Source organism: Pseudoalteromonas sp. c7(2019) (assembly GCF_011378625.1).
Taxonomy (GTDB): Bacteria; Pseudomonadota; Gammaproteobacteria; order Enterobacterales; family Alteromonadaceae; genus Pseudoalteromonas; species Pseudoalteromonas arctica.
The window spans coordinates 19,215-43,382 of sequence record NZ_WTKS01000016.1 but is presented as its reverse complement, the minus strand read 5'-3'; the positions used below and the strand labels follow the sequence as shown (position 1 = coordinate 43,382).

General features: G+C 37.7%; 25 protein-coding genes. 13 read left to right on the top strand and 12 right to left on the bottom strand.

Features of this window, described 5'->3' with window-relative positions; translation table 11 throughout:
• Window positions 1–683: 683 nt before the first annotated feature.
• Window positions 684–1,163 carry an SsrA-binding protein SmpB gene (gene smpB, locus GQR38_RS16340; protein ID WP_007584119.1) on the bottom strand — a complete coding sequence of 160 codons (480 nt, stop codon included), beginning with the start codon at window positions 1,161–1,163 and terminating at the stop codon, window positions 684–686.
• A 147-nt stretch (window positions 1,164–1,310) separates the two neighbouring features.
• On the opposite strand from smpB, the gene GQR38_RS16335 reads away from it, so the two are divergent.
• Together GQR38_RS16335 and GQR38_RS16330 are read left to right on the top strand one after the other, a co-directional pair.
• Complete coding sequence (locus GQR38_RS16335; RefSeq protein ID WP_007584120.1) at window positions 1,311–1,751, top strand: type II toxin-antitoxin system RatA family toxin; 441 nt, start codon at window positions 1,311–1,313, stop codon at window positions 1,749–1,751.
• Window positions 1,748–2,071, top strand: a complete 324-nt coding sequence (locus GQR38_RS16330) for an RnfH family protein (RefSeq protein ID WP_007584122.1) — start codon at window positions 1,748–1,750, stop codon at window positions 2,069–2,071. Before GQR38_RS16335 ends, GQR38_RS16330 begins: the two co-directional genes overlap by 4 nt.
• A gap of 133 nt (window positions 2,072–2,204) precedes the next feature.
• Here the strand turns inward: GQR38_RS16330 and bamE are convergent, their stop codons facing one another.
• Window positions 2,205–2,564: an outer membrane protein assembly factor BamE gene (gene bamE / locus GQR38_RS16325; RefSeq protein WP_004335706.1), complete on the bottom strand. Its 360-nt coding sequence runs from the start codon at window positions 2,562–2,564 to the stop codon at window positions 2,205–2,207.
• Between the two features lie 107 nt (window positions 2,565–2,671).
• Here bamE and GQR38_RS16320 point away from each other — a divergent pair, with 107 nt between their 5' ends.
• A complete protein-coding gene (locus tag GQR38_RS16320; RefSeq protein WP_007584123.1) occupies window positions 2,672–3,001 on the top strand; it encodes a GIY-YIG nuclease family protein in 330 nt (109 codons plus the stop codon).
• A gap of 88 nt (window positions 3,002–3,089) precedes the next feature.
• Here GQR38_RS16320 and GQR38_RS16315 read toward each other — a convergent pair whose 3' ends face one another.
• Both GQR38_RS16315 and ilvC read right to left on the bottom strand, forming a co-directional pair.
• Entirely contained in the window at window positions 3,090–5,009 is a 1,920-nt protein-coding gene (locus GQR38_RS16315) for a methyl-accepting chemotaxis protein (RefSeq protein WP_033026896.1), read from the bottom strand.
• 192 nt (window positions 5,010–5,201) lie between these two features.
• Window positions 5,202–6,674 (bottom strand): ketol-acid reductoisomerase, encoded by a 1,473-nt coding sequence (gene ilvC, locus GQR38_RS16310; protein ID WP_121955330.1) that lies wholly within the window; start codon window positions 6,672–6,674, stop codon window positions 5,202–5,204.
• A 138-nt stretch (window positions 6,675–6,812) separates the two neighbouring features.
• Between ilvC and ilvY the strand changes: the two genes are divergently transcribed.
• From ilvY to GQR38_RS16280, 6 genes are all read left to right on the top strand, one after another.
• Window positions 6,813–7,718 carry an HTH-type transcriptional activator IlvY gene (gene ilvY / locus GQR38_RS16305; protein ID WP_007584128.1) on the top strand — a complete coding sequence of 302 codons (906 nt, stop codon included), beginning with the start codon at window positions 6,813–6,815 and terminating at the stop codon, window positions 7,716–7,718.
• 116 nt (window positions 7,719–7,834) lie between these two features.
• Window positions 7,835–8,881, top strand: coding sequence for a GGDEF domain-containing protein (locus tag GQR38_RS16300; RefSeq protein WP_180961421.1), 1,047 nt, complete (start codon window positions 7,835–7,837; stop codon window positions 8,879–8,881).
• 447 nt (window positions 8,882–9,328) lie between these two features.
• Window positions 9,329–10,141, top strand: a complete 813-nt coding sequence (locus GQR38_RS16295; RefSeq protein WP_024608151.1) for a MipA/OmpV family protein — start codon at window positions 9,329–9,331, stop codon at window positions 10,139–10,141.
• A gap of 1 nt (window position 10,142) precedes the next feature.
• Window positions 10,143–10,523 (top strand): DUF3019 domain-containing protein, encoded by a 381-nt coding sequence (locus tag GQR38_RS16290; RefSeq protein ID WP_007584132.1) that lies wholly within the window; start codon window positions 10,143–10,145, stop codon window positions 10,521–10,523.
• A 14-nt stretch (window positions 10,524–10,537) separates the two neighbouring features.
• On the top strand, window positions 10,538–11,230 hold the full coding sequence (locus GQR38_RS16285) for a response regulator (protein ID WP_007584133.1): 693 nt from the start codon (window positions 10,538–10,540) through the stop codon (window positions 11,228–11,230).
• 25 nt (window positions 11,231–11,255) lie between these two features.
• Complete coding sequence (locus tag GQR38_RS16280) at window positions 11,256–12,503, top strand: ATP-binding protein (protein ID WP_165721597.1); 1,248 nt, start codon at window positions 11,256–11,258, stop codon at window positions 12,501–12,503.
• Between the two features lie 88 nt (window positions 12,504–12,591).
• Here GQR38_RS16280 and GQR38_RS16275 read toward each other — a convergent pair whose 3' ends face one another.
• Together GQR38_RS16275 and GQR38_RS16270 are read right to left on the bottom strand one after the other, a co-directional pair.
• Window positions 12,592–12,816 carry a DUF3820 family protein gene (locus GQR38_RS16275; RefSeq protein WP_101216204.1) on the bottom strand — a complete coding sequence of 75 codons (225 nt, stop codon included), beginning with the start codon at window positions 12,814–12,816 and terminating at the stop codon, window positions 12,592–12,594.
• A gap of 350 nt (window positions 12,817–13,166) precedes the next feature.
• Window positions 13,167–14,741: a cation:proton antiporter family protein gene (locus GQR38_RS16270; RefSeq protein ID WP_007586608.1), complete on the bottom strand. Its 1,575-nt coding sequence runs from the start codon at window positions 14,739–14,741 to the stop codon at window positions 13,167–13,169.
• A 265-nt stretch (window positions 14,742–15,006) separates the two neighbouring features.
• Here GQR38_RS16270 and GQR38_RS16265 point away from each other — a divergent pair, with 265 nt between their 5' ends.
• Together GQR38_RS16265 and GQR38_RS16260 are read left to right on the top strand one after the other, a co-directional pair.
• The gene (locus tag GQR38_RS16265; protein WP_007586609.1) at window positions 15,007–15,750 is read left to right on the top strand and encodes a sporulation protein; all 744 of its coding nucleotides are present in this window, start codon (window positions 15,007–15,009) and stop codon (window positions 15,748–15,750) included.
• 74 nt (window positions 15,751–15,824) lie between these two features.
• Entirely contained in the window at window positions 15,825–16,274 is a 450-nt protein-coding gene (locus GQR38_RS16260; RefSeq protein WP_165721598.1) for a GNAT family N-acetyltransferase, read from the top strand.
• A 73-nt stretch (window positions 16,275–16,347) separates the two neighbouring features.
• Here the strand turns inward: GQR38_RS16260 and GQR38_RS16255 are convergent, their stop codons facing one another.
• From GQR38_RS16255 to GQR38_RS16230, 6 genes are all read right to left on the bottom strand, one after another.
• Complete coding sequence (locus GQR38_RS16255) at window positions 16,348–17,703, bottom strand: sodium-dependent transporter (protein ID WP_165721599.1); 1,356 nt, start codon at window positions 17,701–17,703, stop codon at window positions 16,348–16,350.
• A 204-nt stretch (window positions 17,704–17,907) separates the two neighbouring features.
• The gene (locus tag GQR38_RS16250; protein WP_165721600.1) at window positions 17,908–19,200 is read right to left on the bottom strand and encodes an ATP-binding protein; all 1,293 of its coding nucleotides are present in this window, start codon (window positions 19,198–19,200) and stop codon (window positions 17,908–17,910) included.
• Window positions 19,201–19,219: 19 nt separating this feature from the next.
• Window positions 19,220–19,924, bottom strand: a complete 705-nt coding sequence (locus GQR38_RS16245) for a response regulator transcription factor (RefSeq protein ID WP_101216200.1) — start codon at window positions 19,922–19,924, stop codon at window positions 19,220–19,222.
• A 25-nt stretch (window positions 19,925–19,949) separates the two neighbouring features.
• Window positions 19,950–20,333 carry a DUF3019 domain-containing protein gene (locus tag GQR38_RS16240; RefSeq protein ID WP_007586617.1) on the bottom strand — a complete coding sequence of 128 codons (384 nt, stop codon included), beginning with the start codon at window positions 20,331–20,333 and terminating at the stop codon, window positions 19,950–19,952.
• Entirely contained in the window at window positions 20,323–21,105 is a 783-nt protein-coding gene (locus GQR38_RS16235; RefSeq protein WP_007586620.1) for a MipA/OmpV family protein, read from the bottom strand. The genes GQR38_RS16240 and GQR38_RS16235 overlap by 11 nt, the downstream gene beginning before the upstream one ends.
• Window positions 21,106–21,534: 429 nt before the next feature.
• On the bottom strand, window positions 21,535–22,338 hold the full coding sequence (locus tag GQR38_RS16230; protein WP_024606927.1) for a hypothetical protein: 804 nt from the start codon (window positions 22,336–22,338) through the stop codon (window positions 21,535–21,537).
• A 113-nt stretch (window positions 22,339–22,451) separates the two neighbouring features.
• Between GQR38_RS16230 and GQR38_RS16225 the strand changes: the two genes are divergently transcribed.
• Together GQR38_RS16225 and GQR38_RS16220 are read left to right on the top strand one after the other, a co-directional pair.
• Window positions 22,452–23,606 carry a serine hydrolase domain-containing protein gene (locus GQR38_RS16225; protein ID WP_024606926.1) on the top strand — a complete coding sequence of 385 codons (1,155 nt, stop codon included), beginning with the start codon at window positions 22,452–22,454 and terminating at the stop codon, window positions 23,604–23,606.
• A complete protein-coding gene (locus tag GQR38_RS16220; protein ID WP_024606925.1) occupies window positions 23,603–24,106 on the top strand; it encodes a histidine phosphatase family protein in 504 nt (167 codons plus the stop codon). Before GQR38_RS16225 ends, GQR38_RS16220 begins: the two co-directional genes overlap by 4 nt.
• Window positions 24,107–24,168 lie beyond the last annotated feature (62 nt).

Sequence of the window (24,168 nt, the reverse complement as noted above, 5' to 3'; positions counted from 1 at the left end):
GTAACTTAAGTGTTAGCAATTAGCTTGATTTGTGATTTAAGTATTAGTTTCAATGCTTTTTTGTGGGTTTTATGACCTTATTTATACTTTGTTTTCTAGGTGAAACTAAGCGTGAATAGGACATAGGGTTAATAATTGTTATATAGCTAGATGAAGTCATGTGTGGAATAGCTAATGATTAAAATAATTTGTAATAATTTATTTCTATAAATTAAAACTTATGTTTGTTTTTCTGCTTTTAATTTATTCAATTATGTAATACCAATTCGCAGTAATACTTAATCAATTTGAGGGGTTAAAGTTGATGCTAAAGGCATTGAAATTTTCTGATTTACGACTGCTAGATACAGGAGGCGGGGTAATGCAGGAGTAATTGCTGATAATGGCTAAGTAATACCAACCTGCATAAATCTTTGATCAATTTAACGAATTAAATTGCACTATAGCGTCGTTAAAAATTTTTTATTTAGAACAACTAGATATAAAAATTTTTGCCTAGTTCTAGCGTAATTTTCTTAACGTTAAATAGACCCCATATATAAGCAGATTGGTATAACAAGTTTTGTCTTGTTATCGACACGATTTTCTTATTTCAAAGTAGATTATTTAATTAAGAGAATTGGTATTATTTGAGCTTTTATATAGGTGAAATTAAAAACGCCTAATAAATTAGGCGTTTTTATTTATGCTTTATGCTTCATTAAGCGTTCTTTTTCACGCGACCAGTCTTTATCTTTACCGTCTTCGCGTTTGTCGTGTAATTTCTTACCTTTTGCCAAATGAAACTCAAGTTTTACCCAGCAGTTTTTCCAGTACATCGCTGTAGCTATTAAAGAATAGCCATCGCGCTCTGTAGCACCGAATAAACGGTCAAGTTCGCGTCTGCTTAATAGCAATTTACGATAACGTAGCGGGTCGCAAATTACGTGGGTCGATGCACTTATAAGTGGCTGAATTTGACTGCCAAGTAAAAATGCTTCGCCATTTTTAAGATGAATATAAGTTTCTGTGATATTTACTTTACCAGCTCGGATACTTTTAACTTCCCAGCCTTGTAGTTCAACACCCGCTTCAAACTTATCGTGTAAAAAATACTCATGTCGCGCTTTTTTGTTTAGCGCGATGGTATTACTTGTCGATTTTGATGAATTTTTCTTAGCCATAGTGCCCTATAATATACGTAATGTGAGATGTTTTACATCGATTTTTTTAATAATGCTTTTAAAAATTTAGCTTTAATTTAAGCCGCATGAAAATTTGGGGAAACGCGCAAAGCTTGCTAAAATTCGCCCACACAGTTGGGAGTGAGTATGCCACAAATAGAAAAAAGTGCGCTGGTTATGTACAGCACTAAAGAGATGTTTGATCTAGTTAATGATGTAGAAGCTTATTCACAGTTTTTACCAAATTGCTCAGACTCAAAAATTGTTTCACAGCACGATAATAACATGACCGCGAGTTTAGAAATATCTAAGGCGGGTATAAAAAAGTGGTTTACCACCGAAAACACCTTTGTTGATGAACAAACCGTGTTACTGCGCCTTGTTGATGGTCCGTTTAAGACGTTAAAAGGGCGCTGGCATTTTCAAGAGCTTGACGCCAAAGCATGTAAGGTTCATTTGCACCTAGAGTTTGAATTTTCAAGTAAGTTAATAGAGCTTGCCTTTGGAAAGATTTTTAACGATGTAGCAAAAAATATGGTGAGTGCATTTACTCAACGTGCAAAACAGGTTTATGGAGCGCGAGTATGATTAATGTTGAAGTGGTCTTTGCATTACCGACCACGGCCACGTGTTTATCAATTGAAGTGCCACAAGGGACTACAGTCGAGCAAGCTGTTATTCAGTCAGGTATTATAGAAAAGTGCCCAGAAATAGATGCCACATCGCTAACGTTAGGTGTGTGGAATCGAACTGTAAAAGCTAACTATGAATTAAAAGACGGTGACCGTATAGAAATATACCGTCCACTAATTGCAGATCCTAAAGATGCCCGCAGAAAACGTGCAGAAAAAGCAAAAGAAGAGGGGCGTGCAAATAAAATAACGGGTGGTCGCCCACTCGAGAAGTAATACCAATCGGCATAAACTTCGAACAATTTAACAGATTAAATCACACGCTAACGTCTTTTAAAATGGTAAAAGCTTTTTAAGTAAACCAATAAAAAAGGTGAGCCATGCTCACCTTTTTTACTACCTGAGACGTTTATTGCTCTAGCGGTGTAGTAAAGTTTTCAGGTTGGTCATAATCACCTGAGATTGAAACTAACTTTTCATTTTCAAAGTTAATTACTAACTCTTTATTTTGTTCGTTTTTACGGCCTTTATTAAAGCTGTAAATATAGCGCCAAGTATTGTTATCAAAGGCGTCCTCGGCAATAGGTCTACCTAATACATAAACAACTTGCTCTCGGGTCATATTTACACGAAGTTTTTCAACATCCGATTGCTCTAAAAAGTTGCCTTGTGGAATGTTAATTCGGTATACCCAGCTAGAGCAACCTGCTGCTGAGCTAAGTGTTAAAGCGACGATAAGCCAAAGAGAAAAAGTTTTTAACGACTGCATTGTTAGTTGTGATCCTTATTTTTTATAATCTGCATGATACCGATTAGTCACTGAAGGTAAAACCCTTTTAAGCAATTGTTTTATGTTAAGGGCGTTAAGGTAATGTTTTGACCACTGATAATGAAAAAAGTTTACAGCATATTGAAACGAATATTTTAAAAACTGAGTCTACTTGGTTTTTATATATAGTTGAAACACGATTTGGTCATTGGTACACAGGGATCACGACTAATGTTGAAAAACGCTTTGCAACTCATCAAGCTGGTAAAGGGGCTAAAAACCTTAGAGGAAAAGGGCCTCTTTTACTTATCCATCAACAACAAGTAGGTAATAAAAGTGAAGCAAGTAAGCTTGAGTATCAATTAAAAAAGCTCCCTAGAGCTAAAAAGGAAGCGTACGTTTCAGCATTTAATACTGGCGATAGCAAAAGTACTTAGTTTGTGTAAATTAAGCATATTCGTTATGAGCAAAAACTATCTTCGAATATAGCTTATGCTCATAGCTGGCGTGTAATATTAGAGTCGCTTAGCGATGCTTTTCAAAGGTAGCTACAAGCGCATCAAGTGTTTGTGCACTGTTGGCTAAGTCGCGAATCGCTTGCTCTGTATTGATTTGTTCGCTCATTGCTTTATCGCTAATTTCGCTAATTTGCTCAATATTACGACTTACATCGGCAACCACATTACTTTGCTGCTCAGTTGCAGTCGCTATAAGCGTAGCCATATCGTTTATTTGATTTGCTGTTTCGGTTATCGTATCAAGTAATTCAACAGAGCTTTGCATTGCACCAACGCTTTGCTGAGCTTTATCTTTCGATTGGCTAATATCATTAACTACATCATCAGATATTTTTGTAAGCTCTTCAATCATAGATTGAATTTCGGTGGTTGATTGCGATGTACGGTTTGCCAGTGCACGTACTTCATCAGCAACAACAGCAAAGCCGCGTCCGTGTTCACCTGCGCGAGCAGATTCAATTGCAGCATTTAAAGCAAGTAGATTAGTTTGATCCGATATGCCTCTAATTGAGTCAACAATACTTGCAATATCAACCGTTTTTTTAGAAAGCAAAGTAACTTGCTCTGTTATGCCATCAATATCGCTGGCAAGGGCTGATATAGTTGCTTGGCTTTGGAGTACTTGTTTGTGACTTTGAATGGTGTTTTCGCGGCTGTTATCGGTTAACTTAGCTGTATTTGCTGCGCTTTGCGCTATTTCTTGTACTGTAGCGCCCATTTCGTTGATTGCTGCTGCGACAGATATTGTTTGTTCTTTTTGGTTGTCTATTGCTTGAGAGTTTCGTTTTGCTTGTTCAAATACATGATCAGAGCTTTTTCTAATATCGTGACTTTCGCTGGCAACTTGAGTAATCGCTGTTTCTATTTTACTTATAAACTGGTTAAAGCCGTTACTTAGATTGTTAAGCTCTGGTTGGCTCGATTCTGGTAAGCGGTACGCTAAATTTGCATCGCCTGAGCCTAGGCGTGAAAATAACTCAGCCATTTTAGAAAGTGGAGATGAAAGTGAGCGAGCAAGCAAATAACTGATTAAACTCGCAACTAATGCTGTAATTACCGTAAAAGTAAATATTTGCCATTGCAGGGTGTTTACGCTTGCGAAGACTTCACTTTTTGGCACTTGAGCTACAACATATAAATCGGTGTTTTTAATAGGCATAGCAGCTACAAGTGTCGGTTCGCCATTTAAATTAATTTCTTCTAGTGCAAAGCCATTACTATTAAATAGTTGGCTGTGGATATTTGCAGTATACAAATCATCAATATTTGCTTTAGCTACTTTACTTGCATCTTTATGAAGCTGAATCAAACCATTTTTATCTGCAATGAATACAAAGCCTGTTTGCTCAATTTTAAATTGCTGTAATAGCTTTTGCATATCAGTGATGCTTTTTGCAAGACCTGCTAAACCAGTACCATTAGCCTGCTGATGATTTACAAACATTTTCACATCATTGGCTGACTCTTGATAAATACTGATAGAGTAAGGTTGTTTTGATTGCTTAAAAGCAAAGAACCAGCCATCGGCTGCATCGTTTTTTAACACACGCAAAAACCCATTCTGGTTCCAGTACTGTGCAGTGTCTCTATTTGCCCAAGATGCTGTGGCTAAATCGTATTGCTGGGCAACGCGATTTAATTCTTTTAATAGTAATGTATCGTCTTGGTTGTTTGATTGAGCCCATTGTAAAATAAATTCGTTTGATGATAGTTGCTGAGCAGCACCGAGTAACTCGTTGATTTCACCGCCTATGTGATTGCTGATTGTTTGCAGTTTACTAGGGAGCTCTGACTCAATCATACGTCGCTCAATAATATCCTCTGAGCTGTGTAGGGAAGTCAAACCAATCAGTGCGGCTACGCATATAGCAATAACACTACCTAAAGCTGTGATTTTTTGAGTGATCGAAAGATTTTGTATCGTCATGATATTAATTAATTTTACAACTAAATAGAAAAACATATTAGCACATTATTTATTTGGAACTAAATATTGGCTAAGCAGAATAGGCAAAGATATACCAGATTGGTTAAAGTTTTATTAACAGGCATAAAAAAGCCCACATGCAAAAAGCATACGGGCTTGGTTTCTAACAAGCGAAACATTTATTGTTTAGGGTTAAACAATCTTTTTCATTGCTGACATGTAGCCACGTAATTTAGCACCTACTTTCTCAACTGGGTGTTCGCGCAATGCAGCGTTAATTTGAATTAATGTTTGGTTATCAACTTGGTTACTGTGCTCGCCAAGACCTTTACCGATAATGTCTGTATCAACGTTTTTCATAAAATCAGCAAGTAATGGTAAACATGCATGGTTATATAAATAACAGCCGTATTCTGCAGTATCAGAGATAGTACGGTTCATTTCAAAAAGCTTTTTACGCGCAATAGTATTGGCGATTAATGGCGTTTCGTGTAATGACTCGTAGTAAGCTGACTCTTCGATAATGCCTGCTGCTGTCATGGTTTCAAATGCAAGTTCAACACCTGCTTTAACCATTGCTACCATTAAAATACCGTTATCAAAAAATTCTTGTTCAGAGATTTCTACATCGCCAGCAGGGGTCTTTTCAAAGTTAGTTTCTGCTGTTTCTGCGCGCCATTTAAGTAAGTTTACGTCATCGTTATTCCAGTCTTCCATCATAGTGCGTGAGAAAGTGCCGTCGATGATGTCATCTTGATGCTTATTATAAAGCGGGCGCATAATTAGTTTTAGCTCTTCACTTAGTTCAAACGCTTTTACTTTTGCTGGGTTTGAAAGGCGGTCAAGCATGTTAGTAACGCCGCCGTACTTAAGTGCTTCGGTAATTACTTCCCAGCCGTATTGAATTAGTTTTGATGCATAACCCGCATCAACGCCTTTTTCTATCATTTTATCAAAACATAAAATAGAGCCAGTTTGTAACATGCCACATAAAATGGTTTGCTCGCCCATTAGGTCAGACTTAACCTCAGCAATAAATGATGATTTAAGTACACCTGCGCGATGTCCGCCAGTACCCGCTGCATACGCTTTAGCTTGTGCTAAACCAAGACCTTGAGGGTCATTTTCTGGGTGAACTGCGATCAGAGTTGGTACACCAAAACCGCGTTTGTATTCTTCACGTACTTCAGAACCAGGACACTTAGGCGCAACCATGATTACAGTAATGTCTTCACGTACTTGCATGCCTTCTTCAACAATATTAAAACCATGAGAGTAAGCAAGTGTAGAGTCTTTTTTCATAAGTGGCATAATTGCACTTACTACAGCGGTATGTTGTTTATCTGGCGTTAAGTTAAGTACTACGTCAGCGGTAGGTATTAATTCTTCATAAGTACCAACAGTAAAGCCGTTTTCAGACGCATTTAAAAATGATTGGCGACGCTCAGAAATAGCTGAAGCACGTAATGTGTAAGAAACATCTAAACCAGAGTCACGTAAGTTTAAGCCTTGGTTTAAACCTTGTGCGCCACAGCCTACAATAACTAGTTTTTTACCTTTAAGTGCGTCAACGCCATCGGCAAATTCGCCTGCGTCCATAAATTCACATTGCGCTAATTGCGCTAATTGTTCGCGTAAAGGTAAGGTATTGAAATAATTCGCCATTGTTAGTGTCCTATAAAGTCATGTTTGTTAGATGCGCAAGGTTTGTTGCGCTTACAAACACCATATGTAAAATCGTTGCTTGCGTAAAATGATATATTTGAATTAAAGTGTTTCATAATATGAAATACTGGGTTTGGCATGGATCATAAACATTTAAACTACTTTTTAGCACTGGCTAAAACACTTCATTTTGGACGCGCAAGCGAGCTTTGTCATATAAGCGCACCCACTTTGAGCCGCAATATAAAACACTTAGAAGAAGAGGTAGGTGTTGCATTATTTGTACGCGATAACCGCAGTGTTAAATTAACGCGTGAGGGTGAGTCGTTTATTGATTACGCCACAGCAACGCTTGCTAATTGGCAGCGTTTTAAAACGAATGTGAAAGACCCACAACAACATATTTACGGCAAAGTAAGTATCTATTGCTCGGTTACTGCATCTTATAGTTTTTTACATCAAATATTAGAGCAGCTTCGTGCGCAGCATCAGTATATAGAAATAACATTAAATACAGGCGACCCTGCACTTGCTATAAACCGTGTGTTAGATGGGCATGAATTAATGGCTATTGCAGCTAAGCCAAATAAGTTACCGGCGCAAATTGCTTTTGTAGATATAGGGCATTCTCCACTTTTATTAATTGGACCAAAAATTCAATGCCCGATCACACAAAAACTAACGCAGAATGGTGATGACATTAATTGGTCTGATTTAGAATTTATAGTGCCAGAACAAGGTTTTTCTCGCCAAAGGTTAGAACACTGGTGGCGCAAAAATAATATTCACGGGAAAATTTACGCACAAGTTGCTGGGCACGAAGCAATGGTATCTATGGTGAGCTTAGGATTAGGTGTCGCAATGGTCCCTAAAATAGTGCTAGATAACAGCCCGCTGCAAGATAAAGTACAAATACTAACACCAAAAATGCAAGCGCCTGATGGGTTTGATATTGGTTTGGCAGTATTAAGGAAAGAGTTAAATGACCCTGCAATCAGTGCTTTGTGGAATATTGCGCAAACTTTAGATGCAAAAGCGATTTAATGCGCGCAGAGAATAAGCAAGTTAGTTAAATAGTATGAATATAGGTTGCGTATAAGTTTACTATTACTTAACATTGAGCGCTAATAATAAAAACAATGACGCTTGAGAGTTTATTTATGAACCACGCCGTATCACTTGCTCATTCTGCTCAATGCCTAAAAAAGGCGATTCCTTTGATGGTAAAATACCGAATGCCGGTTACACCCATCAACTATGCAATTTGGTACTGTTATATTCAAGGAAACAAACCTTCATTAAATGCTGAGTTAGACCATGTTATTGCTCTGCAACAAACATGTTCACAAGACAAAGCAAAAGAAATTTTTGATAAACATTTAACGCAAGACGATCTCGTTTTTTTTCAAGAAATGACTGAAAAATTTCATACAACTATGGAGCAAGTTCAGCAAGATATAAGCACAACGCTTGATCACTCTAAAAGCTTTACGACGAGTTTAGTTGACTCACAAAATGAATTAAATATGCTTGTTGATGTAAACTCTTACAATGAGATACTAGGTTGTGTTGAGCGTTTAACCGACGATTCTATTGCAATGCAAGATTATGCTCGGGAGTTTCAGACTAAATTAGCCGTTGCCTACAATGAAATAAAAGATTTAAAAGAAGCACTCAATATTTCAAAGGAAGCAGCCGATACCGACACGCTTACGGGTTTTTATAATCGAGGTAAGTTTGATTCTGATATTGTAAACTTTTGCCTCGAATACTCAGAGCAAGCGCAAGAAGACTCTCTTGCCGTACTCATTATGTTTGATATTGATCATTTTAAGCGCTTTAACGATGATTTTGGCCATCAAAAGGGTGATGAAGTGCTTAGGCTAGTTGCTAAAAAAGTGAGAGAAAATACAACTGAAGCTGCAAATGTGTATAGATATGGTGGCGAGGAGTTTTGCATAACAGCCTACTTTGACACTATTAACGATATAATAGCATTTGCAGATTGTATTCGTTTAGCAATAGCAAAATTGGCGATTCGTAAAAAGCATGATGTAACTGCAAAACGTGCTATTTCAGCAAGTTTTGGCTTAGCAATTTTACGACCATTTACAAATAGTTCTGTTTTAGTTGAGCGTGCAGATAGAGCCTTATACATTGCCAAAACACATGGACGAAATCGTATAGAAATAGCCCCTGATATTTAATAAGTACCAGAGGTTTTTGATTTATTTGGGTTAAAGCCGCTCAATTTAGGGCGATTTAATCCAACTTCAGTTTTGGTAAACAAGCAGGTAAAACCCAATAGAGCTGTAGCGAGTTAGCTCTTAGTAATTTTTTATTTGAATAATTGCATTTGCTACGTTGTGCCTCATTTTCAAAGTATCTTAAAGTACTATTAGTCAAAAACTACACAAGCAACTCAAAGTACAATCCTTAGACACAACTACCTTGAAAGATAAATAGTCCGAAAAGCATAAAGTTAACATTTTTGTATACAAATTGTGAATAATTGTAACCAGCTAGAGCTAGTTTAAAAAGACCTTGCTAGTATGGGGAACTCACTTATTTTGATACTTTGATTTACGCTGATGCGGTATGCCTTCTCATTATTAACAGCTCTATGTTTTAGCACTTTGTTTATTTGCCTTTCGGTGCAAGCAACACAGGCAAGCAAGCATGCTGACGATTATACAGAGCAAGATATAACAACCGATCGTCTGCATTTGAGTTTAAGCGTGGGGGCTGGAGTTATAACCAACCCTTTGCATGGTGGAGATAATATTCCGCTCGTGCTTATTCCTCAAGTTGCGTTTTATGCAGAGCAATGGTTTTTTGATAATGGCCGTCTTGGTTATTCATTTTTGCAAACCCCTAAGCATCACTTTAATCTAGTTGGTGAACTCAACTCTGAGTCTCGCTTTTTTATAGACTGGCACCCTAAAAATGTATTTACACTACAAAGCAGTGCTCTCAACAATCAGTTCGTAATGCAAGATGAAGCCTCGTCCTCTCGCTATGTTGATATTGATAATTTACATAAACGGCAAATTGCACTGGATGCGGGTATTGCATATCACTATGTAAATGAAGACCATGTTTTTTCGGTTCAGGCTCTGCATGATATAACCGATGTTTATCGAGGTGTACGCGCAGCATTACAGTGGCAGTATCATACTGTGATAGGAAAGCTCAAAATAAAGCCAACACTTGGAATAAACTATAAATCTGCGGAACTAAATAGCTATTTTTATGGACTTAATGAGGGTGAAACTCAATTTGGCAAAATAGACGTTGGTAGTAGTTGGCAACCTTATGCTAAAATCGATGCCCGTTGGCCTCTGAGTAAGGCTGACTCTCTTCGTTTTCATGTAGCATATTACGACTATTCGGCTATGGATGGCAGTCCGCTCTTCGAACGTACTTATTCAATGACTGCATTTATAGGATTCGATCGTACTTTTTAATATGAAGTATTTAATATTAGTTGTCTTTATTACCACTTTTTTTAGTGGTTTTAGTGTGGCACAAACCCCTTTTTTTAGCGTTTCTCCAAAAGTCTGCGTTGTCTCTGAACAGCAGGGTTTTTGCGATCTTGATTTACAATTTAAATGGCAATTAAACACCTACAGTGATGTCTGTTTGTATCAGCAAGAGCAACGGCTTCAATGCTGGGAGCAACAACTTTCTGGGCAATTTAATTATAAAGCGCGTGTTCAGGTGGAGACCATATACTCCTTAATCAATCCTCATACGGGTGTGTTAATAGCAAAAACACAGGTTGAAGTACAAAGCGCCCATGCTAAAAAAAATAGGCGTAGGCTTCGCTCTCCGTGGAGCTTTTTTTAATTTAGGAGCAACTAATGCCAAAAATTTTACTTGTTGAAGATGATCTCGGTTTACAACAACTAACAAAAGATTACCTTGAACATAATGGCCTTGAAGTCGAAGTATTAGACCGTGGTGACGAAGTGTTTAATTACTTAGAAAACAATACACCCGATTTAATGATTTTAGACGTTATGCTGCCAGGTAAAGATGGCTTTAGCGTTTGCCGCCAAGTAAGAGATAAATTTACTCTACCAATTTTAATGTTGACTGCTAAAGGTGAAGATTTCGACCAAGTACTTGGCTTAGAGCTTGGCGCTGATGATTATGTAATAAAACCAGCAGAGCCACGTGTATTACTAGCGCGAATTAATGCATTACTGCGTCGTGGACAACCCATGGTAAAATCAAGCGAAGAGCTCCAGTTTGGTGATTTAGTCATTGATAAAACAAGTCGTATTGTAAAACTAAGTGATTCGGAGATTGTATTAACTTCGCACGAGTTTGAGTTACTATGGCTATTAGCGTCAAATGCGGGTGAAGTACTAAGTCGAGAACATGTGCACCAGCATATGATTGGTCGCCAATACGATGGACTTGATAGAACTGTGGATGTACGCGTATCACGAATTCGTAAAAAATTAGGCGACAACAGCGATAAGCCGTATCGTATAAAAACTGTATGGGGACAAGGCTACTTATTTGTTTCTGATGCATGGGATCTTTAGAACTATTTAAGGTTAGTCGGCTTTAATGGGAAAACTGTTTACCAGCTTATATTTATATATCATCGTTTCTTTGTTTGTAGTAAGCGGTGTTATAGAGCAATTGTGGCCTTACGAAGAGTCGCAACAACAGGTCTTCTTAGATGATGAGTTTGGGCAATCACTCTGGTTGCTCTCACAAACTCCAAATGGTCTTAAAAAATTAAAGCACAACTTTGAAAGTAAAGTGATTGAACGACGTGATTTAATACTCCCTCAAAAACAACAATCGCAGCTCAACCAAAACCACTACTTATACTTATACGATAAGCAACAACGCATTGTTTGGTATGTAGATCTCGGTAATGATTCATTACTTCAAGTAGGACCGGTAGGTGTATTAACGCAGGAATCATCTTCTGTTTGGCCGTATTTATTACTACTTATTATTGTAGGTATACCTGTTGGGCTGTGGAGCTTTTTACTATGGCGCGACTTTGCAAAGCTACGTAAAGCGTGTGAAGCGGTAGAGGGTTTGCAAGACTTTCAACTAAATGACTCTTCTAAGTCTTTCTTTTTACCTATTACTGATACATTAAAGGTAATGCAGCAACGTATTGAGTTTTTACTTAGTGCGCAGCAAGAACTTACCTCATCGGTGTCGCATGAGTTTAGAACACCACTAGCACGTTTAAAGTTTGCAATTGTAATGCTGCAAGAACAAATGCTTGACGAAAAAGGTGAGAAATACTTAATAAACATGCAAACAGACATTAGCGAGCTTGAGTCACTAGTTTCTGAAATGCTCGAATACGCGCGATTAGACTCTCAACAACCTAGTTTACAGCCAATAAACTGTGACTTAGCTGGGCTGGTAAAAACAACTGTTGAAAAGCTAAACTTTGAAGCCCGAACAACGCTCTCCGTAAACCTCCCTGAGCATTTAAATTATTACTGTGATAGTCACTTTATGGCGCGAGTATTTCAAAATTTAATTGGCAATGCGCTCAAATATACCCATAAACAAGTCAAAATTACATTGCTACAAGAGACAAAATACATCGTATTGATTGTTGAAGATGATGGGGAGGGGATAGCTCCCGCTGAGCGAGAAAATGTATTTAAACCTTTTACTCGACTAGATAAAAGTAGAGGCAAGGATACCGGTGGTTTTGGTTTAGGACTCGCTATAGTTGCTAAAATTGTGTCGTGGCACCAAGGAGAGTGTAAAGCAGAAAGCTCAAGCTTAGGTGGTGCTAAATTTATTGTATATTTACCCCTCAAATTTAAGACATAAAAAAAGCGCCTAAAGGCGCTTTTTTTGCGGTTAAAAACCAAAATCAACAAGTAGCAATATAATAGACCGCAGGTGCTTAAAAAAGTTCTCAACTATTTTTATTTTTTTCAAGTAATGGCATTAACATTTGCTCAAGGCCATTTAGTTTTACCTCATACATCATCGCAAGTTGACTACCTAGTTTTGAGTCAGGAAACCCTTGCTGATTAAACCAGACTAAATAAGGCTCTGGGAGTAACAACAATGGCCGTCCTGCATATTTTCCAAACGGCATTGTAGTATTTATCGCTATTTTTAGTTGTTTTGGATCCATAAAAACTACTTATGTATTTAAAGTATGCGTAAGTGTAAGGGATTTTAGAGATATAAAATAGGCTGTGACGGGCAAGAAACAGCCTATTTTGCGAGGGAGTAGGCCCTCTGATTTAATAATTTTATGTTGATTGATATAAACCTAGTTGAACTTTAATTAGCTGGGATCTAATTAAGTTATTATTAGAACATGGGTTCTTATTTAACCAACACAGTTAGTCTACCTGTTTTTCATTGTTGTGGTGAATTGGCTTGTAAAGGAATGTAAATAGAATTGCTTTTTATTTAAAAACTAATAACAAAGCCTTAATGGATTAAGGCCTTGTTATTTATAGACGTTATAAAAAGTAATTATTCGTTAAATAGCTCTTGTTTAACGTGCTCTGCAAAACCACTACCGGCTTCTAGGTAAAAGTTATAAGTAGAATGAACACCCATTTCTTCTAGTTCTTTTTGTTGATCAGGGTAGTTTGCAATAGCTGTTACTTGGCCTTTATAACCAGAGGCTTGTAGTTGCTCTAAGGCAAAGATATTTTGCATATGCTTTGGCATCGCAAGCATAACCATTTCTACTTGTGAGTGATTTACTCGTTGCCAAAAGTCAGGGTCGGTTGCATCAGCAATTAAGACGTTGCGGCCTCTGTTAACGTGCTTATCTACCACCTCAGGTTTTATATCTATACCTGCAACAACATTTGGGTGAGTCGCGTTGATAGTCTCATAAGCACCAGTACCAATACGTCCCATACCAAAAATGACTATTCTAGTATCGTTAAGGTTAACAGGTAGCTCTTCAGCTAAACGAGTTTTGCTTTCGAACTTTAATAACCAGTGCTCAATTTTGACGTACAACTCGTTTGAACGTTTATTTAATGGGGAGGCAATTATAAAGGTAATAGAAACAGCAATTGCCATTACAGCTAGCCATTCAGAGGTGATCATGCCTGTAGTTGCAGCCACTGCACATACAATTAAACCAAACTCACTGTAGTTAGATAAGCTAAAAGCAGTAAGTAATGATGTACGCGCGCGTAGTTTAAATATATTAGTGAACACATAATAAAGCGCTATTTTAACGGGTAATACTAAAATAAGTATAATAGCAACAATCAAGGAGTTAGTGGTTAGCTCTGCGCTCAAACCAATACTTAAGAAGAAGCCAACTAGCAATATGTCCTTTAAATTAAGCAGGGATTTTGATAGCTCGCCTGCTTTTTTGTGAGGGGCAAACATCATTCCTATTATTAGTGCACCTAAATCGCCTTTTAGGCCTGCAAATTCAAATGCATGATAACCAGCAACTAGAGCAAAGAAAAAACCAAACAATGGTAATAGTTCACCATGTTTAGATCGGTTCAATACGCCATACATTACAGGTCGTAATAAAGGCAAAGCAATTATTAGTGCAATTGCCCATAAATTTGGGACTTTGCCGGTGCTAATAGCTAAAAAGATAACAGCAAAGATATCTTGCATTACCAATATACCAATGGCTATTTTACCGTGTAAGCTTGCCATTTCTCCGCGTTCTTCAAGCACTTTTACTGCAAATACAGTACTTGAAAAGCTAAGCGCAAACCCAACTAATAAAGCACTTTGCCAACTTAAATCAACAAATAGTGGAATAGCGAATACGCCAAGTAACAGCATAAAACCACTAAATAACGCACTGCTAAAAATGATATGCAATGTTGCAGGTGCCCAAACTTGAGGTTTAATTAAACTGTTAACTTTAAGTTTCAAGCCAATACTAAAAAGAAGAAGGGTAACGCCAAGGGCTGCAATTGTATCGAGCAACTCTGTACTTTTATAACCCGATAAATTTAAAGCAAAGCCTGCTAATAAAAATCCAATAAGAGGAGGTAGTTTTAATTGATAAACGGCAAAACCACAAACAAACGCGGCAGCAAAATAGATTAGTTCCATAATTCTTAATATCACTTCATTTGGTATTGCAGTGTAACGAAAAATTTATGCCATTGAAAATATAATAGACCTAAAAATGAACGCGTCTAATCAATTACTTGCCTTGCTGCGTATGAAAAATGCGCATTAAACACTTATTTAATCGTAAATAGTATGTAAATAACATTTTTTCACTGACATTAGCTTTTAAATATGGTTAAGATGCGATAACGAAGAAGTTTAAGCCGGAGCAAATAATAGAGCAGCTCAGCTTAAGGAGAGAGATATGTTTAAAAAGATTTTAGCGTCGGTAGGTATTGGTGCTGCAAAAGTAGACACTATTTTAGAAACTGAACACCTACAACCAGGTCAACTTTTTAACGCACAAATAGTTATCACAGCAGGGGATGTTAGCCAAGATATCGCAGGCTTAGATTTATTATTAATGACTCGTGTTAAAGTTGCGGGTGATGATGGCGATTATTTTACTAATCATGTAATTGAGCAATGGCGAATTACAGATATTGGTACAATTGAGCCAGGCGAAGTTAAAAACATCCCTTTTGAAGCACGTCTTCATTCTGAAACACCTATTACAGAAATTAATGCAGGTTATAATCAATCGCATGTATGGCTAGAAACAGGCCTAGATATAGACTTAGCACTTGACCCAACAGATAAAGACCATTTACACATTTACCCTAATGAAGCGGTTAAAACGTGTATGCAAGCGATGGAAAAGTTAGGTTTTAGTTTAATGAAAGCTGACGTAGAAAAAGGCCACTTACGGGCTTCAACTTTTCAGTCATTATCTGGGTGTTACCAAGAACTTGAGTATAAGCCTAATAGCCGCAGCTTATTTGGCATTCAGGAGATTGAATTATCGTTTGTACCAGAGGCACATAAAACACATGTGCTTATAGAGCTAGACAGAGCCTTTAAAGGCGATGGTTATGTAGATTTGACCATAGAGCACGATCATGTGAATCTATCGCAGTTGTGTGATCAGCTAGAGCGCTTATTTACTTAGTATAAGCTAACTAAGCTAGCGAGTGATTTTAATAAACCCAGCCTAAGCTGGGTTTTTTGCTTATAGGATTTAATATGCAGTTTAAATGTGAGCAGTTTGACGCTCTTGATACACAGACTCTTTTTACTATTATGCGTGGGCGGGTTAATGTATTTGTTGTAGAACAAAAATGTCCTTACCCTGAAATTGATGATGTAGATATTGCTTTAAATACACAGCATTTATATACATTGGATAATGGGCAACTACAAACTTATGCGCGTTGTTATGACAAAAGTGAGCAATACAGCGCAATAGGTCGCGTGCTAGTGAGTGAAGGAGCGCGTGGTAATGGGTATGCTACTTTACTTATTACTGAAGCTATAGACTGCTGCAAAGCACAATGGCCTGAGCGAGATATTTATATAGGTGCACAAACTTACTTGCTTGATTTTTACCGCTCTTTTGGCTTTGAGGATTATAAAAGTGAATATTTAGAAGACGGTATACCTCATCAAGATATGATTTTAAAACTCACTAAATAAATCCAATTTAAGCAGCTATAAAAAAGCCCACTAATGTGGGCTATTTTAATTTAAGACTATTTTAAGGTATTATTTAGCTCAAGAGTGAGTGTAAAAATACCATACCAATAGCAAGTGGACACACAAACTTGGTATACCAAGGCCATATTTTCCAAAACAATGTGTTATGGACCTCAGGATTACCTTCTTTAATTGCTTTAAGTAATGAGCCTCTGTACCAAATCCAGCCTACAAATATACAACACATCAGGCCAAGCAAAGGTTGAGCTACTTTTGTAGTTAAAGTAATCACTAAGCCAAATAAGCTACTAAGGTTACACACAATTGTAATGCTAACGATAGCAATTAAAGCTCCAATCAACCAGGTTGCCTGAACGCGTTTCATCCCAAAGCGTTCTACAGTGTATGATACTGGCGCCTCTAACATTGAAATAGATGACGTTAAAGCGGCAATACTCATTAACGCAAAAAATGAAAAGCCCACAAATAAGCCAACTTCGCCCATTCCATCAAATAAAGCAGGGAGTACCTGAAATACTAACGTATCTTCAGAGAGTAATTTACCTGTTGAGGCCGAGAATATTTCAACGCCTTGAGCTTGCGCTACATACATAGCCGGAATAATCAGTAAACCCGCTACAAAGGCTATAAATACATCAATAAGGGTTACATAGGCACCTAAAGAAACAAGATTTTCTTTTTTGCTAATGTACGAGCCGTAAATAATCATTACGCTAGTACCTAGCGATAAAGAGAAAAAAGCTTGTCCTAGTGCGCTAACTAATAGTTTTGCGTCAAAAATAGACGAAAAATCAGGAACTAAGTAAGCCTTTAAACCTTCCATTGCGCCATCTTGGGTCATTACATAAGCAATAAGTGCAAATAAAATCCCCAAAAGAGCGGGCATTAAACGTTTTGACCATTTTTCAATACCGTTCTCAACGCCTCTACTGATAATAGCGACAGTTAGTACGATAAAGACGAGAGTGAATATAATGTTTCGGGTAAGTGATTGTTCACTTAGCCATGTCGATGCTGTGTCGGCACCGACAAGAGTAGCTATGGGTTCAGCTGTAGCGCTGAGCATCCAACCGGCAACAATCGCGTAAAAACTTAATATAAAGCCAGCACATAAAATACCGCCAAAACCAACAATAAAGGCAAAGTGTTTTTGCCATGGCTTATTAGATATTTTTTGAAGTGATGAAACCGCGTTTGCTTGGCCATGACGACCAATCATAAGTTCAGCCATTAAAGCGGGGTAGGCTAAAAAGAACGCAAGCACTAAATATGCGACTAAAAATGCAGCACCGCCATTACTTGCTGTTTGTGTAGGGAATCCCCAAATATTGCCCAAACCAACGGCAGAACCCGCGGCGGCCATAATAAAACCAAAGCGAGAGCTGAACTCGCCTCTAACTGCGCTCATATTATTGTACTTCTCTATTGTGTGACGGCGGTGACAATCTACTGGAAATGTTAAAAAATAAAAAGTGCTTATTTGCTGATCTAGCACAATTTAATAAGTAAAGTGTGTGTTATAACCATCGATTTTAATTGTTGTTATCGAGTCGTTTAAAATAACGAGTTGATTTTGTTTAATAATTGTTAATTACAGTCTGTAACTATTGCTTTACGAATTATGATGCTGTGCAATAGTGAGAGTAAAACACGCACCACCTAGCTGGGTACTTTTACTTACTTTAACACTGCCATGATGCCAGTCGGCTACTTTTTCAACAATAGCTAGACCAAGGCCGTAACTTTTATCAGCTCTGTTACGGTGATCTTCTTCCCTAAAAAATGGGCTAAATACATTACTAAAATTTTCTCGAGCGATACCCGGGCCGTCATCTTCTACTGTTATCATAAGCTGTTGCTCGTGTAACTTTGCGCTTAAGTAAATATGTTGGCTTGCAAAATCACATGCGTTAGTTAATAAATTAGTAATTGCGCGAGCAAGCCAGTGAAGATCTGCATTTATTATTTTATCGGTACTATTGAGTTGTACGTTGAGCATTTGCATTTCAAGCTTAGGTGCAAGTTGCACTAAAATATCTTCAAGGTAGGACTTAATGTTTGTTGATGAATAGGTCAGCTTATTAGCATTTTGCTCTAAAGTAGCAAATGCTAAATAGCTACTAAGCATCGATTCCATATGGTCTAAATCATTTTCCATACGGGTTAAATACTGTTTTACTTTTTGCTCATCATGGCTATCTAATGCCGCATCTAAACCAAATCGCAGGCACGCGATAGGGGTGCGTATATCATGAGATAAACTTGAGGCCATTAGCTTGTTTTCGGCGACAAGTTTCTCTATTTGGCTGGCCATGCGGTTAAAGGTAAGCTCTACGTCTTTTATGTAAGTAAAATGCGATACTTTTATTCGGGCTTGAACATTACCAGAGGCAAACTTTTTAGCGGCTTCATTTAACACGGTTAATCGTTTAGCTAAGGGCGCAATAATAAACCCCATAAATACACATAGGCCTGCGTAAAAGAGTAAGGTTAATATAATGTCGTTATGTTGCTCGCTATCAAAAATTTTATCTAAACGCATTGATAAGTGAAAAGGATTTAAAACAGCGCTGCTATAAAGCATATAAAAGCCTTGCTGATCTTCTAAAATCAGCCCACCCGGCGTGTGCATTTGTAATAATAAAGAAGGCGGTAAAGCAAGTGATTCATTAGGTTTGTAATCAATTAAAACATCAAACTCTAGCGCCAGTTGTTTTACATAATCGCTGCGCTCAGATGTGGGTATGTTAGCTAACTGCTTGCTAAAACCCATGATCATTTTACTTTGCTGACTAAATTCATCCTGTGGGGTATGCGCTTGTTGACTAAAAGCATCAATAAGCCAGCCCAATACCACAATAGATAAAAGTGCACTGCCTAGAAGCGATATATAAAACTTTTTCATTTATTTATTCATCACTTTATTACCACGCAGTAGAAACAAGTAAATATCCACGGCCCCAAATAGTTTTAATTTTTTCAGGGTTTTGTGGATCATCATTAAACTTTTTACGAAGTGCAGAAATAAGTACATCAACACTTCTATCAAGCCCATCGTATTCTCTGCCTTTGGTTGCTTTAAATACAGCGTCACGCGAGACCACTTGGCCTGCATTGCTCGCAAGGTAATGAAGCAGTAAATACTCAGCACTTGATATGTTTACGTCTTGCTTGTTGAGTTTTACATTTCTAGATTCGGTATCAATACTAAGCGCACCAACATTAATAACACTCTCGTTAACGTGTGGGGTATTTGGCTCATTATTTTGGCGAAGGGCTGCTTTTATACGCGCTAGCAATGCACGAGGGCGCACAGGTTTCATTATGTAGTCGCTTGCACCTACTTCTAGACCAATGACCTCATCCATTTCTTCATCGCGTGCGGTGAGCATTATGATGGGCGAATTATAAAAACTACGAAGTTCTCTACACACGCTTATACCATCTTGCCCTGGAAGCATAATATCAAGGAGCACGATATTTGGATTTAACGTTTTGACTTGGCTAATTACTTCGTCACCTCTGTGACAAACATGCGTTGTGTAGCCTTGCTCTGTTAAGTATTCAGCAACCCATTGAGCAAGTGATACATCGTCTTCAACGAGTAAAATAGTGCCATAGTTATCCATGAAAATATCCTTAATGCGATTGGTATTAAAATAGTCGCCAGCGGCGCTTTTTTTGCCTGTTTTGATATACCCATTGAAGCTTTACTTCGGCAATACTAATTATTTTAGAGGTATTGCTGTCAAATAGTTCAAATGAAATACTTTGCTGTGAATCAAATGCATAATTAAAGGTACCGCTCTGTTGCTTGAGCCAACATTGCATTATGTACTTTGAGGTGGCGTCACGTAGGCAGTAATTACCAATGATAGGTTGCTCCCACGTTAGCGTTACGTCAGCATAGCAATTTCGCCCTTCGCGCAATGCAACGCAGGTGTCTGGAACTGCTATAAGTGCTTCAGGAGGTTCCTGAGCTTTAACAGTAAAAGTACTGGGGAAGATCAGTAATACACAGATCCATCTAAAATACATAACGTAGGCCTACCTTGGCTTTGTGTTGATATCCTTGGGAAATAATTGGACTGTCGTCAATCTCTTTTGAAAACCATGTGGTAAGCCAGCCGGATAAAAACACCCAATCTTGGCTTATTGGGTACTCAGCATGGAACTCAAAAATAATACTAGTACTGGCATTGCTGCTATAAACCGGGCGAAGGCTGGTGGCTTCATCGCTATCAATACCAAAGTAATAATTGGTAAAGTCAGCAGAGTAGGCGCTTAAACCAACACCAGATCTAAACTCCCAGTTTCGCCATGGTAAAATGTGACTAAAAAAGCTGTTTATAACCCAGCCATTGTGCGCGCCAGATACATCATGAAGGTATTCAAAAGAGAATTGAGAATTTTCAAATCGACGAGAAAGTCGAAGGCCGACGTCAAAGTCGTAATTACGTTTTTTTATACCTTGGAGTTCTTTTATAACACCATGGTTATAGAATCCGAGGCCTTTTTCGTCAAATCCAGCTTGAGTATTTGTGCCTAATATATCTAGGCCCCAATCAAATTTATCTATAAGACTGTAGCCTATTACAAGGCCGCCACTGAGTTGATTGTGATCGAAATCAAGGTAAAATTTATCGTAGGAAACAGCAAGACTTAAGTCGAGCTCAACGCCTTTATCGTAAGACTCAATGCCGACAAGGTAAGAATCTTCAATATAAAAGCCCGCACCAGCACTCCAATCCCACGCAAAGCCTTGGGTTGGCTCTAACGTATTATCTGCATAATAGCGGTTACTTGCCATACTCGACGTGCTAAAAATGCAGCAAAAAAGCAGTGTTATGCTCAGTAAAGTATGGTTAAGCAAAGCGTTTCTCATCCCTTAGGGCCTAATTATTATTTGTTATTAAGCGTAGTATATTGTTAATTCGTTCCTTTAATCTGTAAAAAAATGTAGTAAGTGTTAGGTCTGTTGATCTTTCAAGGTTAAATTTGCAGCAGTCTGTTTGGTATTTAGGTAAGGCAGAGCCTATGCAGTGTGGCTATTCCCCATAAATGGGCGATAACGTAGCATTAATGCCAAACAGGCGCTGCCCAAAGGGTTCTTCCTAGGGGCTATTTACTCTTTGTTGCTCGGTTTTGACTTAGCCCACTAGGTTACAAATCTCGCGCCGCGATTAAATAGCCCCTAGTTTGAACAAATTTTAATCCGTAAAGATCAACAGACCCTAATTTACTGAACTTTAATTTTATCGATTAATATACTACTCAAGTAAAACTGCATCATAGGTGTTAATGCACTTACTTCTGTTCTATTACATGGACCGCTAAGTTTAGTAAGGCTAGATAGTTTTGACAACGTTTTGTACTGAGGGATTTGAATATCTTTGCCAAGTCTTTCAATACGGGCCTCGTCAGTGTTTTGCTGATGAATAAAAGCGACAACCTCAAGCTCATTTGTTATTTTTTGCTCTTCGGTGAAATTGTAAATTAGTGGTTCACGATGAAAACTTGCACTGTCGATTGAAGATTTAGCAAACCAAACAACATCACCCGATGACTTGTGCGTGAGACGCATACTAACTTGTGCAAATATTGCAGCGCACTGCTGTGTTGGGTATTGCTGGGCAACATTTGAATATAAAGTAAATGGCTTCTCTGGTTGCTTTATTGCGTACTTAGTATCGTCTGTGAAAGTTAAATCGAGTTGCTGAATAGTCAGTGTGTAGTCACTGTTATTTTTAGTTGTTACTTTTAGTTGTTTATCGTTCAGTGCTTGGCTAATTTGCGATAGAAGTTTATCGGTTACGCTTGCCTTATCGGTAATGATTTTTACTGTTTGGTTTCTAACTACTTTATGTGCAGGAAGTTGAACCGATTTAACTTTTGGAGATGAGTGCTCTGTAGTGTACTCAAGTTGATAGGTCTGACTTTTTAATGTTGGCTTTAATGGCATAGCCAGTGGTTCGGCCGGTTGCTTTGTAATAGCACAACCAGTTGTTAATAAAATAAAAAGTGACACAACTAAAAAACGCATAAGTACTAAACACTCGCTTAAAACCAAATAATCGTCGTATTGTACGTTAGTCCAAACAAAACTTCATGATATTATCTGCGCAGATGTAGTTAAAAAGATAAAATTTATAAAAAATGAAGTATCTCAACTCTTTATTGTATTGCCTATCTGCTTTGTGTTTGCTGTTTAGTTCTGTGGGTTTTGCAGCAAAAGCGGATCCTGATTGGGATGCATTTGTAAAAAAGTACGGCCGTTACGCACAAAAAAAATTAAAAAGTAAAGGTATACCCGGTGCAGCGCTTTCGATTGTAAATATAAACAATTCAGATTACATCCACACCATGGGCGTAACTAAATCACGAAATGGACAAAAAGTTAATAAGCATACTCGGTTTAGACTCGCGTCTGTTTCGAAGACATTTGCAGGCTCGTTATCAGCTAAATTGGCTGCTAACGGCCTACTGGAATTAGATAAGCCTGTTAGCGAATACATAACTGATTTTAAAGGGACTGTTTATCAAGATGATTTAAAGGTGTTTCATCTTTTAAGCCATTCAAGTGGATTAGTTCCTAATGCATACGACAATTTAATTGAATCTCGTATGGATTACCCAGGTATTGTTGAAAAGCTGCTTAGCGTCAAACCAATTTGCAAACCCGGCGAATGTTATGGCTATCAAAACGTTATGTTTAGTCTTATAGGCGATGTGATATTACAAAGCACCGAAAAAAGTTACGGACAGTGGTTACGAGAAGCTATTTTTGAGCCATTAAAAATGAGTGATGCGAGCTTAGGTTTTGAATCTATGGTTCAGGATGAAAATTACGCATTACCACACGTGCGCGGTAAAAAACGTTGGTATAGCGCTAAGCTTAAAAAAAATTATTATAAAGTGGGACCTGCAGCGGGTGTAAACGCGAGTGCAAGTGACATGGCCATTTGGTTAAAAGCCCAGCTAGGGCATTACCCTGATATTTTGTCATTGGATACTCTAGCAAAACAAACACGCCCTTATACACATACAAAAAAAGAAATGCATCGCAGGGTGTGGAAAAAACACCTTAATGAAGCTTATTATGGGTTAGGTTGGCGCGTTTATAACTACGCTGATGAAACACTTTACTATCATAGTGGCTGGGTGCAAGGTTATAGAAGTGATGTGGTTGTATTTCCTCACTTAAATATTGGTTTTAGCTTAATAGTTAATGCTGAAACCGGCGTAATCAATGAGCTAACGACTGAATTTATCGACAGGCTACTAGAATACAAACGAGGTAAAAAAATATGAATAATAAAATAATATTAGCAATCACTTTTTTAGTCATGTTATTTAATTGTAGTTTAGTGTTTGCAGCACCTGATGAGATATATTTGTTTCGTCATAGCGAAAAGCTAACGGGTAAAAATCCAGCGCTCTCAGAGGTGGGAAAGGCACGTGCAAATAATTTAGTTACTTTTTTCAAAGAGTATCAAAATATACATATTTTCAGCAGCAACTATAAACGCACGTTACAAACAGCGGCCCCTTTGCAGGCATATTTTAATACCGACGTAAATGTGTATAACGCAGATGAGCTAAGTGATTTAAAAAATGAGTTACTAAAACTAAAAGGTGTAGTTGTTGTTATTGGGCACAGTAATACAACACCGCAACTAGCCGAGCTACTTTCGAATGAAAAAGTGCCAGCAATGAGTGAAACACAATTTACTCAGTACTTTATATTGAATAAGAAGCCCAGTAGTAATGGTAGTGAATATGATGTAACCCATCATAAAATGAGTTTTTGATTTAAAACGTTAAATAATAAAAAACCAGCATTAAGCTGGTTTTTTCAATTTAAACGCACTAA